The sequence below is a fragment of the Microseira sp. BLCC-F43 genome (assembly GCF_041929235.1).
In the GTDB taxonomy this organism is placed as follows: domain Bacteria; phylum Cyanobacteriota; class Cyanobacteriia; order Cyanobacteriales; family Aerosakkonemataceae; genus Microseira.
This window is the reverse complement of record NZ_JBHFNP010000281.1, coordinates 1-18,918: the sequence shown is the minus strand read 5'-3', so window position 1 is coordinate 18,918 and position 18,918 is coordinate 1. Positions and strand designations below refer to the sequence as shown.

The 18,918-nt window shown below is 46.4% G+C and carries 10 protein-coding genes and 1 pseudogene; 4 read left to right on the top strand and 7 right to left on the bottom strand.

Annotation, left to right across the window (positions count from 1 at the left end; all coding sequences use genetic code 11):
• Nucleotides 1–186: 186 nt before the first annotated feature.
• Both ACE1CM_RS37195 and ACE1CM_RS37190 read right to left on the bottom strand, forming a co-directional pair.
• The gene (locus ACE1CM_RS37195) at nucleotides 187–3,645 is read right to left on the bottom strand and encodes a GAF domain-containing protein (RefSeq protein WP_374883970.1); all 3,459 of its coding nucleotides are present in this window, start codon (nucleotides 3,643–3,645) and stop codon (nucleotides 187–189) included.
• A 67-nt stretch (nucleotides 3,646–3,712) separates the two neighbouring features.
• The gene (locus ACE1CM_RS37190) at nucleotides 3,713–5,572 is read right to left on the bottom strand and encodes an AAA-like domain-containing protein (protein ID WP_374883969.1); all 1,860 of its coding nucleotides are present in this window, start codon (nucleotides 5,570–5,572) and stop codon (nucleotides 3,713–3,715) included.
• Nucleotides 5,573–6,053: 481 nt separating this feature from the next.
• Here ACE1CM_RS37190 and ACE1CM_RS37185 point away from each other — a divergent pair, with 481 nt between their 5' ends.
• Entirely contained in the window at nucleotides 6,054–6,884 is an 831-nt protein-coding gene (locus tag ACE1CM_RS37185; protein WP_374883968.1) for an Npun_R2479 family HD domain-containing metalloprotein, read from the top strand.
• A gap of 167 nt (nucleotides 6,885–7,051) precedes the next feature.
• Here the strand turns inward: ACE1CM_RS37185 and recR are convergent, their stop codons facing one another.
• On the bottom strand, nucleotides 7,052–7,717 hold the full coding sequence (gene recR / locus ACE1CM_RS37180; RefSeq protein WP_374883967.1) for a recombination mediator RecR: 666 nt from the start codon (nucleotides 7,715–7,717) through the stop codon (nucleotides 7,052–7,054).
• A gap of 369 nt (nucleotides 7,718–8,086) precedes the next feature.
• On the opposite strand from recR, the gene ACE1CM_RS37175 reads away from it, so the two are divergent.
• Nucleotides 8,087–8,599: a hypothetical protein gene (locus ACE1CM_RS37175; RefSeq protein WP_374883966.1), complete on the top strand. Its 513-nt coding sequence runs from the start codon at nucleotides 8,087–8,089 to the stop codon at nucleotides 8,597–8,599.
• 68 nt (nucleotides 8,600–8,667) lie between these two features.
• Here ACE1CM_RS37175 and ACE1CM_RS37170 read toward each other — a convergent pair whose 3' ends face one another.
• Together ACE1CM_RS37170 and ACE1CM_RS37165 are read right to left on the bottom strand one after the other, a co-directional pair.
• Nucleotides 8,668–10,182: an MBOAT family O-acyltransferase gene (locus ACE1CM_RS37170; RefSeq protein ID WP_374883965.1), complete on the bottom strand. Its 1,515-nt coding sequence runs from the start codon at nucleotides 10,180–10,182 to the stop codon at nucleotides 8,668–8,670.
• A 99-nt stretch (nucleotides 10,183–10,281) separates the two neighbouring features.
• Nucleotides 10,282–13,359: a DUF1574 domain-containing protein gene (locus tag ACE1CM_RS37165; protein WP_374883964.1), complete on the bottom strand. Its 3,078-nt coding sequence runs from the start codon at nucleotides 13,357–13,359 to the stop codon at nucleotides 10,282–10,284.
• A 315-nt stretch (nucleotides 13,360–13,674) separates the two neighbouring features.
• Here ACE1CM_RS37165 and ACE1CM_RS37160 point away from each other — a divergent pair, with 315 nt between their 5' ends.
• Nucleotides 13,675–13,902, top strand: a complete 228-nt coding sequence (locus tag ACE1CM_RS37160) for a hypothetical protein (RefSeq protein ID WP_226574960.1) — start codon at nucleotides 13,675–13,677, stop codon at nucleotides 13,900–13,902.
• A gap of 204 nt (nucleotides 13,903–14,106) precedes the next feature.
• A complete protein-coding gene (gene ppc / locus ACE1CM_RS37155; protein ID WP_374883963.1) occupies nucleotides 14,107–17,208 on the top strand; it encodes a phosphoenolpyruvate carboxylase in 3,102 nt (1,033 codons plus the stop codon).
• Nucleotides 17,209–17,373: 165 nt separating this feature from the next.
• Here the strand turns inward: ppc and ACE1CM_RS37150 are convergent, their stop codons facing one another.
• Both ACE1CM_RS37150 and ACE1CM_RS37145 read right to left on the bottom strand, forming a co-directional pair.
• The gene (locus tag ACE1CM_RS37150) at nucleotides 17,374–17,757 is read right to left on the bottom strand and encodes a hypothetical protein (protein WP_374883962.1); all 384 of its coding nucleotides are present in this window, start codon (nucleotides 17,755–17,757) and stop codon (nucleotides 17,374–17,376) included.
• Nucleotides 17,758–18,175: 418 nt separating this feature from the next.
• Nucleotides 18,176–18,918: pseudogene (locus ACE1CM_RS37145) on the bottom strand (hypothetical protein); the annotation flags it as partial.

Sequence of the window (18,918 nt, the reverse complement as noted above, 5' to 3'; positions counted from 1 at the left end):
AACTCACACAAAATCACAAATAAATATTTTACTTCAAGTTACTTCAATTAGCAAATTATAAATTATACGCAAAAAAACAAAGGGCGATCCGAAAAATCGTGGGGTTAGAGTCACGAGATTGACGCAGTGGGTTTTTGGTCCCGCGTGGGTTTGAGCGATCCAAAATCCCAAATTCAAAATCTAAAATTAACTCAGATGAGTTCGCAGCAATCGCTCCTGTCGCTTCAGCGCTGCCAACAGTTCGGCATTCTGAAGAATTATACCAGCTTGATTATTAAAAATTTGCATAGATTTTTGGTCGCTTTCATCAAAACTAACCTGGAAATAATCTGGTACATCCTCCTCCCCATCGGGATAATAGTCGGAAAAATACCCTGGTTTTCGCTTGTTAATTAATTGAGTCACCCCAATCAAATCTCCATCCGGACTCAAGACTGGCATACACAGTAAACTGCAAGTGCGATAACCCGTTTTTTTATCCGTTTTCTTCGCTGTTTCTGAATTGGGATGATCGTACAAATCAAACGGAATATTCAAAGTTTTGCCTGTTGCTGCTACCGTACCAGCATAACCTTGCCCTATTGGCACTCGTATTTCTTGGAGCGAACCATCTTCAAAAGCAATTTTCGTCCACAATTCCCGCGCCTGATAATCTAATAACCACAAGGTACTGCGATCGGCATTCATTAATTTTTTCGCTGCTTCCATCACCCGTTGGAGAATTTCTTCTAATTCCAAACTACTTTGACTGACAGATCTCGTCGCCGCCATTAGCGCCGCCGCTACTCGTTGTCCCCTGGCAGTTTTATGATAAGAGCGAAAACTTTCTAAAATCATTTGAATCATGGGCGCGCTTTCGGCAAATTTTTCTTCATCCGCTTTGGTAAAACCCTGGGAATCGATTCTTTCCGATAAAGCAGCAGTGCGGTTATTACGTGGCTTCAACTTGTTGAGTAACTGCACAACGGCAACTAAATTTCCCTGCTCGTTTAACAGCGGTAAGGCTAACATAGTGTAAGTGCGGTAGCCATTTTTTTTGTCTTGTTCTTGAGCCATTTTTGATCGCGGATCGGCATAAAAATCGCAGGGTATATTAATCACTTGTTTGGAAGTTGCCACCTCGCCGACAATGCCTTGATTAGCAGGAATCCGAATTTCTAGACCACCATCGCCGTCTGTTTCCGCAACTATTGACCAAAATTCGTTTTTCTCTTCATCTAATAAGAAAATGCTGGTACGGTCTGCATTGAGGGATTTCCCCATTTTGATAGTAATAGAGCGTAAGGTGGTATCGAGAATATCATCAAACCCTTGATTATCCATGACGCTATTGAGCATTGCTAGGGTTTTTCTCACCACATTATTTTTATCCTGGATTTCTGCATCTTGCTTGACGCTGGCAAACATTCTAGCATTTTGCAGCGCTACACCCGCTTGAGAATTAAAGATCTGCATGTATTTTTGACTTTGATCGTCAAAGCTAGCTTTAAAACATTCGGGTGCTTGGGGCCAATCTTCTGGATTATATGGGGGAAATTCTCCCAGTCTTTTTTTGTTAACTAATTGAGTCACACCCAGCAACTCGCCATCGGGACTAAACACTGGCATACAAAGTAAGCTACAAGTGCGATAACCTGTTTTTTGATCTGTTTGTTTTGCTGTCTCTGAATCTGCGCGATCGTAGAGGTCAAACGGAATATTTAAAGCTTCTCCTGTTTGAGCAACTTTGCCAGCGTAACCTTGGCCTATTTTGACGCGCAATTCTCTGACGGAACCGTCTTCAAATGGTATTTTTGTCCAGAGTTCTTGTTTGTCTTTATCTATCAGCCATAAGGTGCTGCGATCCGCATTCATCAGTTTCTTCGCTGCATCCATTACTCTAGCAAGGACTTCTTCCGGATCGAGAGTGCTTAGCGCAACCGTTCGCGTCGCTTCTGTCAGCGCTTCCGAAGCTTGTAATCTTTGGGTTAATTTATAACAATACTGGCATCTTTGCAGAATTCTGCGAATATCCGGGGCATAGTCGGCAAACTGTTTTTGATCCGATTCCGTGAAACCCTGTTTGTCAATTTTTTCTGATAAAGGTGCTTGAGGATTACTGGAAAATTTTAGTTTATTCACTAATTGAACGATCGCGACTAACTCTCCCTTCTCGTTTAATAACGGTAACACTAACTCGTTGTAAGTCCGATATAAATTTTCTTTTTCTGCATCTTCTACTACTAACAATTGATCCCCTTCGTCGCAGAACGTGAACGGCTGATTGAGAAATGTTTTAAAAGAGGCGAGGCGAGCCTTTGTCTGTTTTTGAGAAATAATGTCAATCTTTGGGTCACTACTACCTCCATCCCTAGTACTAATCGACCACAATTCAAACTTTTCTTCATCAAGAAAGATGATTTTAGTTTGGTCTACCCGCATTAATTCCGCCAGTTTGAGGGTAATAGACCCAAAAATTTCATGCAGAATATAATCGAAACCCTTGCTCTCCATCACAATCAGCATGGATAGGAGTTTTTGTTCTTGGGTGACAATAACTTGCATAAAATCTGCCTGCAAGTCTGCTAATGCTTTGTTCACCCAAGTGCGGTTAAATACAGCAGCATAAATGCGGTTACAAACCTTTAACTTTCCCTGCTGCTTAACGACTAATCCCGATAACTGCAATTCCATTTGTTCTCGACTGTCGTCCGCCGCCACTTCACCTAGCAGCAAAATTTGCTGATAAAGATCGAGCAACAATTTTTTATGTTGCCCAACTCTGAGAATGCGATTGCGGATGGTTTTCAGATGCGGCGGTTCGTCAGAAGCTTCCCAGTTTTCGATCAGGCGCGATCGCACTAATTTTTCTATTTGCGCGCTCGCATCTCCAGGCATATCCGCTTCTTGGAGGATGAGGTTACATAACTTTTGCGTTAAAAAAGGTTGTCCGCCTGTCCAGTCTAAAATTGCTTTTAAAACCGCTTGCGAATCGCTCACTTTTCCCTTCAAACCTTGAGCAAGCGGTTGAGCTTCCTGTAATTGAAAGCCGTGTAATTCAACGGCACGACCAATATTAAACGGCGTGCGGTTTTTATCTTGAATTAAATCGGAAGGAGTTGCTACTCCCAACAGAGCAAACGTTAACCTACCGTATTCATTACAACCGCGAATAAAGCCAAAAAAATCATCGGTGTTAAAACTTAAGCTGAGAACGCTATCAATTTCATCGATAAAAATTACGATATTTTCACTAATTGACTCTAGCAAAACTTGTTCCATAAACTCACTTAAGCGCGACACGGGGGGGAGATACGCGCGATCGCTCAACCAACTCTGTAAGTTAATCTTTGAGGATAGTTGGAAACTCGTCACCAGCCGTCGCATCATCCCAGCGTACCACTGATCTGGAGTGATATCCTGGCAACCAATTTTGGTTAAATCAATCGCAGCACAGGCAAAACCTTCTGCTTGCAATTTGTGCATTGTCCGCACGCGCAAGCTGGTTTTTCCCATCTGTCGCGCATTTAAGACGTAACAAAACTCCCCTGCTTTTAATCCTTCATAAAGTTCTCTATCTGCTTGTCGCACTACATAGGTGGGAGCATCTAAAGGTAAATGTCCCCCGACTTTGTAAGTGTAAGTTACGCTTTGTGTTTCAATCATATAATGCGCCTGATTTTTTGGTAATTGGTAATTGGTGAAGTGTAATTGGTAATTGGTAATTGGGCAGCTAGGAAGTTGACAAGCGATCGCGAAAATAAATCCTGTACAAATCAAACCGAGGAATCACCTGATTGCCCTCAAACTTAACCAACCCCATACTGTGTAATTTAAACGCTTGCAACGATTCTAACTCCACAGGTGCATTCGCTCTCACTACTTTAGCAAAAGCATCTGCCAAATCCGGGTACTGTTTTAACGTCCACAAATGTCTTCGCAAATGGTCATCGTAAAGCCCCGCCTCGGCGACAGCAGTTTGCAATAGTTTCTCCAAAGTTATTTGCTGCTGTGCGATGTGATACAGCCCCAACCGCACCAAATACGGATGTCCCCCTACTAAAGCCATTAATTGTTCAATCTGAGTCGCGTTCCAATTTAACCTGTGCCGCTCTGTTAAATCAAGCACCTGCTCTAAACTAAACTCCGGCAATTCAATTGGCAATCCAACATTAAACGGCGACTGATTTACATTCATCGGCACGTAAACTTCCGTCGAATGCACGACTACCAATCGCAGTTTTTCCCACAGATTGCTGTCTTTATCTCCATATCCAGCTTCCTCATACCAAGCTCGCAGCAACCCAAAAAAATCATCGGCAATTTTGGGGTATTGAAAAACCCGATCGACTTCATCTAAACCTAATAGCAACGGCTGCTCTGAACTTGACAGCAAGCAATCTTCAAAATAAGCCGTGCAGTTATCTTTGCTGCCATAAGTATCGCTCCAATAATCGTCTACTTGATGCGCCAGCCGCAACTTGCGAGAAATTTTGCCACAAAACCACCGCAAAAGTTGATTTAAATTCGTAAAAACTGCTGTATCTGCATGTTGAAAACTCAACGGCACCGTGCGATAGCCTTGTTCTTCTTTGGCATGGTAAAGAATTCTCGCCATCAGGGAAGTTTTGCCCATTTGTCTCGGCGCTTTAATCCGAATTAGCGCCCCCGGTTGTAAAATTTCCCTGTAACATTGCGCCTCATAAGGAACTCGCTCTACGTAAAATGCCGAAGCCAGTCGCACTTGTCCGCTCGGTAACTCTGGTTCTGCCACTGGTAAGGGCAGTGAGGGCGCAAACGGGTGAGGTGATGAGGCGCTAAAATTATCCTCATCTTCCCATTTTTTGCTCTCATTTCCTGTCAATATATTCAGGAATTCTTGCATCAAAATTGGCGTGTCAGCAGGCGATTTCCACTCTCGTTGCCCAATTCCATCCAGGTAGCAGCGCAAATCGTGATTTAATGGCACGCTTTGAGGACAATTGACGCGGATAGGCAGCACCACGGGCTTATTGTCGGCGGTGTGCAACTCTTTAATCCACCGTAACATCTCGATTGCCATTTCACTCACCGCAACTTCGGGAGACAAAAACAGCAAAAAGTAGTCGCATTGCTTCAATTCAGCATCAATGCGAGTCAGCCAGTCTCCACCTTGGTTTTCGGGTCCTTCAAAGGCTGCTGGTGGCACTGCGGTTGGAGTGTTAAAATCCAAGGTAACGATAAAAGCCCTCGCTCCTGCATCCTCGATCCCTTGGTAAAATTTTAACGCTAGACTCCGGTCTGGTTCCTGGTTACGATAGCAGATAAACACTTTCTTTTTCATCTCCTCTGTCCTCTTGGCTTTAAGGGATCGCTCGATAGCCCCCCGAAAATTTTTTTTACCCACCTTCTCTCCCAAAGCCTTTGACAACTTCTTCCACAAGTTGAAACCGACATCCTTTTCAATATACTCAGGATTCAATGGGTAAATTTTCCTATAACTCAGTCCTTCCCAAGACCCCACAAATACTTGTCTTTCCAGATCGTTTAGGTGCCTTCCTGTCTGGGAATAGATTAATTCATCTGCAAATTCTAATCCTTCTTCAACGTCCATAAACCAGCTATAATTTTTCTTATGTTCTTAATTTAAGTATTATACTTATTCCCCGTTCATATCTAGCAATCTCACCCTGGAATGAATTTTATAAACTTTAAGTCTAATTATTTTAATCAAAGATAATATTTTGGCAGCTCAACTGAGTTTTACTGAGATTTTATGAGCTTTTTGAAAATCGATAATTTGCAACGTTTCTAAATCCCTGAGATTTTCTGGTTGTTTTTAATTAAAATATCTGGCAAACTAATAAGATCTACCTGGGATGGAATCTGGTAATGGCTCATGGGTCATGGCTAACTGCTAATGGCTCATGGCTCATGGCTAATAGCTAATATCTAATAGCTAATATCTAATGGATATTTATCAAGAGTACCCTGCCTGTTAATCCAATTAGCAATTAGCAATTAGCAATTAGCAATTACCAATTACCAATTACCAATTACCACCGCAATGTTAATCGTTTATTTAGGGTAAATACATGTTTAATCCCACAGCAGTAACGATTGATAGCTTTGTTCAAACCTTACAGGCTGGTTACCGTCGCAATTACGGGGGTTTGAAGCCAAATTACGCCGATATCATCGGTTGGACTGGAAATATGGCTTTAGAAAACATTGCCAACAGCGATGCGCTTTATCACAATGTCGAACATACGATCTACGTTACCTTAGTAGGACAGGAAATTCTTTGGGGTAAGCACATCCGCGAGGGTGGGGTGACTTGCGAAGACTGGCTGCATTTCATTATTTCTCTGTTGTGCCACGATATTGGATACGTTAAAGGAGTTTGCCAGCAAGACCAGCCAGCCGAAAGACTCTATGCTACTGGTTTAGAAAATACGATGGTTTGTCTACCTTTGGGCTGCACAGATGCCAGTCTTACCCCTTATCATGTAGACCGGGGCGAACTATTTATTGACGAGCGTTTTGGCAGTAACAAATTGATTGATGCCGCAACAATTAAGCGCAACATAGAATTGACTCGATTTCCCGTCCCGGCAGATGAAGATCATCAAGATACAGTTAACTATCCCGGTCTAGTTCGCGCCGCCGATTTAATCGGTCAACTCAGCGACCCGCGCTACCTGCAAAAAATTGCTGCTCTATTTTACGAGTTTGAAGAAACAGGAGTCAATAAAGATTTGGGTTACAAAAATCCCGGACATTTGCGGCAGAATTACCCTAATTTTTACTGGAATATTGTTTATCCTTACATCGAACCAGCATTGAAATACTTAGATCTAACAATGGCAGGAAGGCAAATAGTGGCTAATCTGTATGCGAATGTATTTCGAGTAGAACACCAATAAGTGGGAATTGCTAATTGGTAATTGCTAATTGGTTGCCCCTACAAATCCTTCAAATATACCCAACCACCGCGAACGAACATGATATCACTAGACAATTAGCCATTAGCCATTACCTATCTATTTTAAGAAACCCGGTTTTTTAGAAAAACCGGGTTTCTTTCATGCGCTTAATCCAACTCCCTCCTACCCTCCAACGCACGTGCCAAAGTCACTTCATCGGCATATTCCAAATCTCCACCCACCGGCAAACCAAATGCAATTCGCGTCACTTTTGTAAAAGGCTTTAATAACTGACCGACATAAAGCGTTGTCGTCTCTCCTTCTACACTCGGACTAATTGCCAAAATCACTTCTTTCGGTCTTTGTTGACTTACCCGCCGCACCAACGGTGAAATATTAAGCTGTTCCGGCCCAATGCCATCCATCGGTGAAATTACACCACCCAAAACGTGATATTTGCCGCTATACTCGCGGGTTTTTTCTAAAGCAATGACATCTTTAGAATCAGCTACCACGCAAATAGTTGTATCGTCCCGATTTCTGTTGCGACAAATTTCGCAAACTGGCTCAGCCGATAAGTGAAAACACACCGAACAAAGCCCGATTTTTTGTTTTGCTTCGACTAAAGCATGTGCTAAGGCTTGTACCTCTGCATCGGGTCGCTTTAGGATATGAAGAGCCAAGCGCTGTGCGGTTTTAGGGCCAACTCCCGGCAAGCGCTGCAATTCCTCAATTAAACGAGCCAAAGGGCGTGTGTAAACCGTGGGACTGCCTCCAATTTGTGTGATTTTTCCTACTCTATTATACTTATAATATATTGCCAAATCGTTCATTTTTTAGCTGCGTTTCGCTTACGCGATAGCTAAGCGCATCCGCGCAGCTTCGCTTCCGCTTCACGCGCAGCGTGCCCCAGGCATATCGCTCCTAAACCCGTACAGAAACGCTCTCAAATTGCTGCTGCAATCATCTTTAGTAATATTTACATGTTTTTCTTCATCCATAATTATTAATTTTTCTAAAAAATTAGGGGAATTGGCAATTTGGCGTGGCAGACAACAAGATCGCGACTTGCGGTTCAATCGTAGTGGGTTGGGTTGCAAGGTAAAAAACCCAACCGCCAATGTTGGAATTTCTACCTCGACGCAAGCGTCCTCAACAGTGATAAGATTGACCTGAACACTTGCGACCTAGAAAGAGAAAAGATGAATAACAATCTTCGCAACATTCTCGTAGGGGCTGGTATCGCTGCTGTTGGTGCAATTGGCACTAAATTAGCAGTAGATTATTTTCAAAATCGAGGCAAAGAAGAAGTCATAGATGAAAGCCAAGGCGATGCTGAAGTAACCTCGGCTGAAGAAGTTGCATACGCCACCGTTGAAGAGAGTTCGGTGCAAAGTTTCCTCGATGCTAGTTTTGGCGATCCGGGGCGTTACGTCCCCAATCGTCCCCCGAAAGTTTTCGATTATCAGGGACAACAATACATGGTGATTTGGGCTTACGACAACGAAAAAGCCAAAAATCAAATGATGGCTTTCAAGTATACAGATGAAGGTCGTAAAATGATCGCCAGCGTTGGATATACCGGCGATCAAACCGATTACAATATTAACATGAGCGATACACCTTTTGCCGTCGAAGTAAACGGCGAAAAGATTGCATCCGGTCAAAGCCAAACAGCAGGCGCAAGTGATGTTGATTTCGTTCTAGCTGCTTAAAATCGAAACTTAAGAAACCCGGTTTTTCCAAAAAACCGGGTTTCTGTTAAGAACTAAACCCTCCCCTACTAGAAATCGAAATAAATATAAGGTAATACTTCTTGAGGCGCTAACAGCCACACTGCATACAGACAGACTGGCACTAATAGAAGTTTAACTGGCCAGTTAAGCTGTAAATTTAACCCTCTTTGAAATGCGAAGATAAGCCCCATCGCGGCTACTAAAATTCCTAGCAATAAAGCGATTTGTAATCCGTCTAAACCCATTGCTTCTACGTAAACTTTCTGTGCAAACTGCACGTCACCTTGATGTCCCCACAAATGCTGAATTGCCCATCCAGCTTCTTTTAAATTGGGTAAGCGGAAAAAGATCCAACAGGTGAAAACCATTCCTTGGGTCAGCACCCATGCAAAAATAATCCCAGGTACGCTTACCCACCAAGTTTTTAGCAAGGAAATGCGACTAGATATTGCTTCGGTAATGCGGTGAACTACTAAGGCGAAACCGTGCAACCCACCCCAAATAATAAATCCCCAAGCTGCACCGTGCCAAATCCCCGCAATTAGCATCACAATTAATAGATTGATGCAGGTACGTGGCAGTCCTCGCCGCGAACCTCCTAAAGGAAAATAAAGGTAATTTCGCAGCCAATCTCCCAGGGTAATGTGCCACCGCCGCCAAAAATCGGCAATGCTAGTAGTTAGATAGGGAAAGTCAAAATTTTGGGGTAAATTTAATCCCAAAAGCAAGGCACTTCCACGGGCAATATCCACATAAGCGCTAAAATCTAGATACAGTTGCAATCCATAGGCAAAGGTAGCCAACCATATATCGCCGCTGCCTGCCCGTTCTAAATTATCAAAGCTTAAACTAACTAATATTCCCAATCTATCTGCAATCAAGGATTTTTTAACCGCACCGCAGGCAATTAACCACAATCCTTCGACAATCTGTTCGGTATTGGGAAACCGCAATAGGTTCAACTGCGCTGCTAGATGATGATAGCGAGTAATCGGCCCGGAAATTAGTTTGGGAAAAAACAGTTTGTAGGCGGCAAATTTATCAAACTGCTGGGTGGGAGGCGCACCGCGATATACGTCAATTAGGTAGGCGATGCACTCAAAGCAGAAGAAGGAAATTCCTAAAGGTGCGATTATGTTAGTGCCGATGGAGTTGGCTTGCTGTTGGAGAATTGGCAAGTTTAGTACCTGCCCGATGGAATTTAATATAAAGGGGACGTATTTGAAGCCCAACAGTAAAAAAACGTTGATCGCGATGCCTAAAGATAACAGCTTTTGGCGGCGATTTCCATCTGTTTCTATGAAAGGCCAATCTTGGTTATAATTCTGCCAGTTGACATCAGAACGCTTCTGGGATTTATTTTTGCCAATTGCCTGTCCCAAGCGAAAGTTAATCAGGATGAGGACAAATAGCAGGGGTATGTACTGCCACTGCAACGAAGCGTAGAAGACTACGCTGGCAATTAGAATTATCCACAACCTTAACCGCTGGTGTCGCACTAACCAGTAGAGGGCGATGGCGCACAGCAAGAAGAATCCGTAGGAAAGCGAGATGAAGGTCATTATTGCTAATTGCTAATTGCTAATTGTTAATTGCTAATTGCTAATTGCTAATGGGTAATTTCGATCTGCAATCTAAAATTACCCATTACTCATTACCCATTACTGTTTCGGTTTGGGCCAGGGGATTAGGGGGTCTTGTGCTAGTCTCTCGGCGACGGCGGCGGCGCCGTAGCGGTTGAGGTGGCTGGGGTCGGAGAAGTATTCGTTTTTACTAGGCCACAGGGTACTCCAGTCCCGGAAGGTAAATTCCCGACTCAAGGAGAGGCGCAGCATGTTCAGCGTGAATTCTTGTTCGTACTTACGCCGCGCTGTGTCTAAGTATTCTTCGGTTAGGGGTAGGTTGATGAAAACTAGAGGAATCTCCCGCGCTTGGGTGAACTGGACTAGGGATTCTAGGGCGATCGCTTGGTCACCCCCCAGTTGAAAACTTTGATAGTCTTTGTCGTATTCGCCGGTGACTTTGGCGTGTTGTTCGTAGTAGGTTTCCGGATCGAACTGGATCGACACTGGATAAAACCCATCCCAGTCACCCATGACTCGGTTTACTCGATCGGGGGACTCAACTGTTTGGGATGCTGAGTTATCATTCAGCGTTGTGGCGATGCGGTCTTGCAATAGAGTTTGCAGGCGATCGCGCATCGGATAGGTCGCCGATAGGTTTGCCAACGATTGATTTAACCAGGAATCGATCTGTTTGGAATTGACTGCCAAAATATTACCAGACGCTCCCGATGCCTTTGACGTAGCGGCGAACGGTTGATTGGATTTGTCGGGTGGGTCTTCCACTGCACCGGGTCTGGGAAGGCTACCGGATGCTAACAATCTATACCCAGCCGACTCGGCGATCGCGCGGTATGTTGCATCACTTCTACCGCTGTTAAATGCCCTTGCACCATCGGCCCAAATAATCAATTTCGGTAATTGTTCTGGTGTTAAAATTTGGCGGATCGTTAAATCTACTACTTGGGCGGTCGCGCCGTTGACGCCAAAGTTAAATACTTGGATTTTCCCATATCCCTGGGCCGCTAGGGCTTGTTCCAACGCACCTGGTTCTATGCCCCGCAGCGCTCTGGAACTACCTACAATTAAAACGTCTGGCGGACCATTTTTGGCTACGTGCTGCTGGTAAAATGCCAGTTTTTCGTCTAACTGCGGGTTGTTGAAGCTGGGGTAATACGATTTGTTGGTGGTAATCTTGGCGTTTTGACCCGTCTCGTCCAGACTAACGCTGACGTTGCCCGGTTCAGTAAAGCCGGTAGTATCGAATACATCTTTGTTCCGGCGCGATTCCCGGCGCGACTGCTTCGCTTTTGGCGAAAGTTCGATTTCCCCCAGCGCGTCGTTGGTGGTCTGGGGTGAGTTTGTGCGTACTAGCGACGATGAACTTGCTCGATTGACTGGCGATTGCAAGATTTGACCGATGACTATATCTACTCCTGCCGTCAGCATCAGTCCTACCGTGCCCCAAACCACGGCTACTTTTGAGCCTTCGTAACCGATTTGACTCGGTACTGATGCCAAATTTTGCCCTTCTTCGCTGCCGACGAACAGTTGCGAACCCACCAGATGATTGGCGATTCCTTCAGTCAAGTGCTGCCAGCCATTTTTGACATCGGTTTGCCAGCCCGCTTCCTTTTCTTCCCCTTCCTGGGTGAGCAGCCCGTCTGCGTAAGCATCGGTTTTGGGAAACTCCACCGCCCCTCCCGGCGCGGGCTGCTTGCGGGGGACAAAATCTACGCTGTAATTCCACAGGGGTTGCTTTTGACCCGCCCTTCTTCCGTATATTTTTACACCTAATAAATCGGTAATTTCCAGGGCGCGGACGAAGTTGGCGGTGAGGGTGGCGACGCGCTGTTGGGTGGGACAAACGGGGGCGTCGGTCATGACGTGCAACAGATCGTCTTTAAACCGGACTTGAATGCGAATACCGCCAGTTTCCAGACGGGTGTCGAGATCGGGGTTGAGCAATTGACCGAGTAAAAATGCGATCGCTCCCTCATGTCCTGCTTGGGCTAAGGCGAGGGCAGACATTGCTAGTGCGGGGTTTTTCGCCGCTGGTAAATCGAGCCAATCGACCCATACCGGCGGTGCATCAAACGCTTCGTGACCGTAGATCGTGGCGGCGAAGATACTGCGGGGGGCGAGGGATTCTAAAATTGGCGCGATCGCTTTGATGCACTGTTGTTTGTTTGGATGGGTGGGGAGGGTAGTGTGATGGCAAGAAATATGCAGCGTCGATTCTTTGAGAACGGCGGTGACGGCGATGCCCATTTGGGCCAACGCGCCGGATAGAAGGCGAGCGATCGATTCCCCATCGCCCCAACTTGCCCACAGCGAGAGCATTTCTTCTGGGGGTGTCAGATCCACCCGCAGCATCCACTCTGGGGTTGATTCCCCCGTCACCTGGGATAGAATTACTCCATCCCGGAACCCTTCGAGGCGCAGCGAGCGCAACTTTTGGATTACCGGAGTTGCTAGCAGCGACGGATCGGGGCTGTAGGCAGATTCGCAGAACACCCAAAGGCGGCGTTCTTTGGCTCGATGAACCACACTAGACGACGACCCGATTTGGGCAGAAGATTCGATGGGATCCCCATCTTCAAAAGCGCCCTCAAAAGGGCTTTCCTCCTTTTTAGGCAGAGGTCTAGCAACAACCTTGACCTTGACACCCAAAGACTTGAGGCTGGAACCTAAATAGCGAGCGATCGCCAAGGTATCCCCAGCGCGCGCCTGCTCCTGCAAAAATAAATCAGCACTAGAGCTGAGTGACTGCTGTGAAGTGGATTTTACCAACCCAGACCGTGGCGAGGCTGCTAATGGCTTCTGGCTCTGGCTGAGGCTCGCTCCTGTCCCCTTTGGCAATAGTAGTTCGGGATCGATCTGTTCTGTCCAGTCAGGGCGCTTTTGACCCAACACCCGACCGTAAAGAAACACTTGGTGAATGCGAGCTTGATTAGCAGGAAGCAGCGTATCCATCTGGGTCGCCTTGAGTGCCACAAGCAGCCGCTGCAATGCTATTTTTCTGTCGGGACAGCTTTGACCTTCGCAGAGAATATGCAGCTTGTTTTCTCGCAACCGGACTTTAACTTGTATCCCGCTAAGTCCAATCGCCCGTTTGGCCCATTGCGCCAAGCGTGAGGGGTTATCCGCAAGTGTGCGCTCGTTGACTTTCAGCATCAGGGCAATACTACCGGAAATCTCAACAAATCGTTATCGTGACCGCTACCAACCCTTAGAGATATCACACCCTGGAGGATTTGGACACAGTGTTTTACTTCTTGCTGCCGTTGTTATCAGATTCTAAAGCCAACACCAGCAGCGTTTAGCACCCCTCGATAATAGTAAAAAACTCCCCAATAATGGAAGACAAGCGAGATGATGGAGAGCAAAAGCCAAAGCTTGTCAAGCACCAAGCTTTCCCAACCGATCAAGTCAATGCCAAATCTTTGACATTCATTTCTGGCAACATTTATTAAAGTTTAAAAGGACCCTATGCCATCAGAGATTACAGAACTGCAAGAAAGTCGGTCGTTGAACACCCCTCGCGTTACAATTCCCACAGAGATTCTACTGAGTCTGGCGACGGGGCCATTGCTAGTGGGCATTTTAGCCGCTAAAGCATCCCTGGAGTTCCTGCAAGCAGTTGGGTCGGCGAGCGAGGAGGTATTTCGGGGCGCAAGCTTGCCAATCCTAGACTTCCCCGATCGCCAACCCAAGTAAAGACACCGCACTCGGTGCGGTCATGCACCAGTTGGTGTAAATGGGACAAGCAAGACTTTTCCTCCCTCCCAACTACTGATGACCGCACCCTGTGGCACGCTCAAACCGATAAAAAACATCGGCGCTCTCACTTGGTCAACTCCAACACCAAACAAAAAAATATCATCCGCTACAATTTGTCCGCTATCTCCCTAAATAGAATCTATGAGTCCCATACTCCAGTCGGATCATCAGACAGTCGATCTCGTAACGCCTTCAAATTTGTTTCTGCGCCATCGCCTTAAAGTAGTGGAGGACTTGTGGGAATCGGTTCTCCGCTCTGAGTGCGGTCAGGAGTTGGTAGATTTGCTCAAGCAACTGCGATCGCTCTGTTCCCCAGAAGGTCAAGCAACGAACGACACCAGCGCCGAAGTATCCAGAATCATCGCCAGTCTGGATATCAACGCCGCAATTCGCGCCGCCAGAGCTTTTGCCCTATACTTCCAACTGATCAATATTGTCGAACAGCACTACGAGCAGCGCCTGCAACTGCAATCATTACGCATGGGAACCGGACATGCGGCAGATCCGGCGCTACAAGCCTTTGCTAAACTCGATGCAGAATCTATTGGCAGCGAACCCAAAACCGAGGCGCTACAAAAAAGTTGGACTGAAGCAACCTGGACGCGACGGGAACGCAGCACGTTTGGATGGTTATTTAACCAGCTGCGACAGCTGAACGTACCGCCTCGCCAAATCCAGCAAATGATCGACAATCTGGATATCCGGTTAGTGTTTACGGCGCATCCAACGGAAATCGTCCGCCATACCATCCGCGATAAGCAGCGGAGCATCGCTAAGATTCTACAACAGCTAGACAAACTAGAAGAAGAATCGCCCATATCCTGGGAAGAAACCGCGCCAAAAACCTTTGGGGAATCATCCTGGGAATTGCAAGCACTGCGCGAGCAATTAACCGAAGAAATTCGCCTGTGGTGGCGCACCGATGAATTGCACCAATTTAAGCCAACGGTGTTGGATGAAGTAGACTATACCCTCCACTACTTCCAAGAAGCGCTGTTTGATGCCATGCCCCAACTGTATCAGCGGTTTGCCCGCAGTCTTCAAAGTGCGTTTGGCAATCTCACCGCCCCCAGCTACAATTTCTGCAAGTTTGGCTCTTGGGTAGGCTCGGATCGCGATGGCAATCCTTCGGTAACGCCGAAGGTGACTTGGCAAACTGCTTGCTACCAGCGCCATTTGGTGTTGGAAAAGTATATCAAGTCGGTCGAGCGCTTGATTAATCGCTTGAGTCTATCTTTGCATTGGAGCGATGTGCTGCCAGAATTGCTCGAATCTTTAGAACAAGACCGGCAGCAAATGCCAGAAGTGTACGACCAATATGCAATTCGCTATCGCCAAGAACCCTATCGCTTAAAGTTGTCCTACGTCAAAAAGCGATTGGAAAATACGCGCGATCGCAATTGGCAACTCTACCAAAGTACCGACTGGCAAAACGATCAGTATAAACCCACTAACAATACTGGCCTATATCCCTCTGGCGTAGAATTCCTCGCCGAGTTGCGCCTGATTCAGCACAACTTGGCTGAAAGCGGCATCAACTGTCGCGAACTAGAAAATTTGATCTGCCAAGTAGAAATCTACGGCTTTAAGTTAGCTCACCTCGATATCCGCCAAGAAAGTACTCGCCACTCGGACACGATCAACGAAATTGTTGAATACCTGCAAATCTTACCTTGTTCCTATAACGAACTGCCAGAAGCAGAAAAAACCCAATGGTTAGTAGCGGAATTGCAAACCCGACGCCCCTTAATTCCCCCAGAACTGCCGTTTAGCGCCCAAACTAAGGAAACTATCGAAACCTTCCGCGTCGTGCGTCTGCTTCAGCAAGAATTTGGCCCCCAAATCTGCTACACCTACATCATCAGCATGAGCCACGATGTCAGCGACTTGCTGGAAGTGTTGCTACTAGCTAAAGAAGCAGGATTGTACGACGTGGCAACTGGCACCGGCACGCTGCACGTAGTACCCTTGTTTGAAACCGTAGAAGACCTCAAACGCGCCCCCACGGTGATGCAAACCCTGTTTGAATTGCCCTTCTACCGCTCAATGCTAGCCAGCGGCAACGAAAAATTAAGCATGGCGCACGGCGCACGCACCCAGGCGCAGCAGACAAAATCTAACGCCGATCTCACACCCCAACCTTTGCAAGAAGTCATGTTGGGCTACTCTGATAGCAACAAAGATTCGGGGTTCTTAAGCAGTAACTGGGAAATTCATAAAGCACAAAAAGCTTTGCAAGCAATGGCAGAACAGCACGGCATCGCCCTCCGCATCTTCCACGGACGCGGCGGCAGTGTCGGACGCGGTGGTGGCCCTTCTTACGAAGCTATCCTGGCACAACCGGGTCGCAGTATCGACGGGCGAATTAAAATTACCGAACAAGGTGAAGTGCTGGCATCTAAGTATTCTTGGCCCGAATTGGCAATTTACAATCTGGAAACCGTCACCACCGCCGTCATCCAAGCAAGTTTGTTGCGGACTGGATTTGACGATATCCAACCGTGGAACGAAATTATGGAAGAGTTGTCAACTCGGTCAAGAGAACACTACCGCGCCTTGATCTACGAACAACCCGATTTCATCGATTTCTACCACCATGTAACCCCCATCGATGAAATTAGCCAACTGCAAATTAGTTCTCGTCCCGCCCGTCGCAAGAGTGGTAAAAAAGATTTAAGTACCCTGCGCGCTATACCCTGGGTGTTTAGTTGGACGCAAAGCCGATTTTTAGTACCCGCTTGGTACGGAGTTGGGACGGCGTTGCAAGAATTTTTGCAGGAAGAACCGCAAGAAAATCTGAAGTTAATGCGCTACTTTTATTACAAGTGGCCTTTCTTCAAAATGGTGATTTCTAAAGTAGAAATGACCTTAGCTAAAGTTGACCTGCAACTTGCCCATCACTACCTGAGCGAGTTATCAAAACCAGAAGACCGCGAGCGCTTTGAACGTTTGTTCGATCAAATCGCCCAAGAATACTATCTTACCCGCGACCTGGTGCTAAACATCACCGACCACAAACGGCTGTTGGATGGCGATCCAGACTTGCAGCGCTCCGTACAGTTACGCAACGGTAACATCGTACCCCTGGGTTTCCTTCAAGTGTCTCTGTTGAAACGCCTGCGTCAAAGCAAGACTCACAGCACCTCCGGCGTGATCGACTCTCGTCACAGTCGCGGCGAATTGTTGCGCGGCGCCTTGTTGACCATCAACGGTATCGCCGCCGGAATGAGAAATACGGGTTGATGGGTAATAGATAATTGGTAATGGGTAATAGGTAATGGGGACAGGACTTACGCACGCGGGGCAAAAAACAAAGGTGATGGGTTAATTTACCTTGTCTCAACCCAAGATTTTTCAGAGAAACCGGGTTTTGAATTAATCTGCTCATTACCAATTACCAATTACCAATTACCAATTACCCAATGTGGGAACTTGACAAGTTTTTAAATCTTTCCAAGCATTGGTTTTAGTATCGAAACACCGCCAAGATCCCAGTGGTTCTTCAAAGTAGCAGATCAGGACTCGCTTGCTGGCGCGCGATCGCCGACTGAAACGCTGCACGAAATCTTGCAGTGGATAAGTCTTGCGACTCAAACGCTTTGCTACAGCCTGATTTGGGCATTCGATTAACAGCGCCGCTTGTCGATCGGTATAAGTAAGTGAAAAAATACACATCCGCAAGATGGCTCGCAGCCAGCTTTCGGACTCGCTAAAATAGCGGTCTACCAAATTATTAGTTAGAGCTTTTTCCAGGGAACGGTCGTACCAATCGGGGGTGTGGGGGTCAGACATGACGATCCAGCTCGAGACACAACTGAGTTGAGATTAATCTAAAGCCAGTCCACTTACAAGCGCGATCATACCTACTTGTCAAGTGCCTGAAGCGTAATTTGCATAGGGTACTTTACTCATGGGACAGCGACAATCGTTACATCAAAGCCAGCGTTTGTGTACGGAGTTGGTATATGCGATCGCTTTTGGCATCACAATTGGCGCTAGTAGGTTTTAACAGTTTAACTAGCTTAACTTTTGGCTAAGTTGCAATAAATTATCATAAGTTTATTACAGCGGATTGCAAATGAGTTAGGTAAAGCTACTATGCTTCGTTTGTGTAGCAAAGCCCCTTACGTCATAGGGCTGCAATCCGCTGTAACAGGTGTTGCCCCCCTGCTCCTGGAGCTCCTGGAGCTCCAGGAGCTCCTCTGTTTTTTCACTTACCTGGGTCGATAAACTGGGATCTTAATTCCTCCAATTCTTGATCGATTGGGCTTTTAGACTTGGTGTTAGGTGAAGACAAAGGTTTTTGGGAATTTGCTGCTTCCTGATGGTTTTTAGCAGGGTTAGCGCCTATAAACTGAGAAGACACATCGGCTAATTCTTGGTCGATAATTCCTTTAGCAGCAGGCGGTGGGGCGACAACGGGCGACGATTTGATTGCAGGAGGCGATGGAGGTTTTGGAGTAGCTGAGGTTGGGGTTTGTGGATTTAAATCTCTCAACACTTCAGTAGCGGATTGATAGCGCCGATTGAGCGCAGATTCGATCATTTTGTCTAAAATTTTACCCAAAGCATCGCTCACCGGACGCTTCAAGAATTGCCGCCAAACCCATCGATCTTGTTGAATATCGTACAAGTTAAACGGAGATAACCCTGTCAATAAATGGATGCAAGTGACGCCTAAACTATAAATATCGCTGGCAAATACCGCCCAACCTCTTGCTTGTTCGGGGGCAACGTATTCGGGACTACCAATCGTCGTTCCCGTTTGTTGTAAAGCAGCAAGGGTTGCAACTTTAGACGCGCCAAAATCTACCAGGACGATCCCCCCCTCGCCCCCCCTTGCCAAGGGGGGGTCAGGGGGGGATTGCTCCCCCCTTGCCAAGGGGGGGTCAGGGGGGGATTGCTCCCCCCTTGCCAAGGGGGGGTCAGGGGGGGATTGCTCCCCCCTTGCCA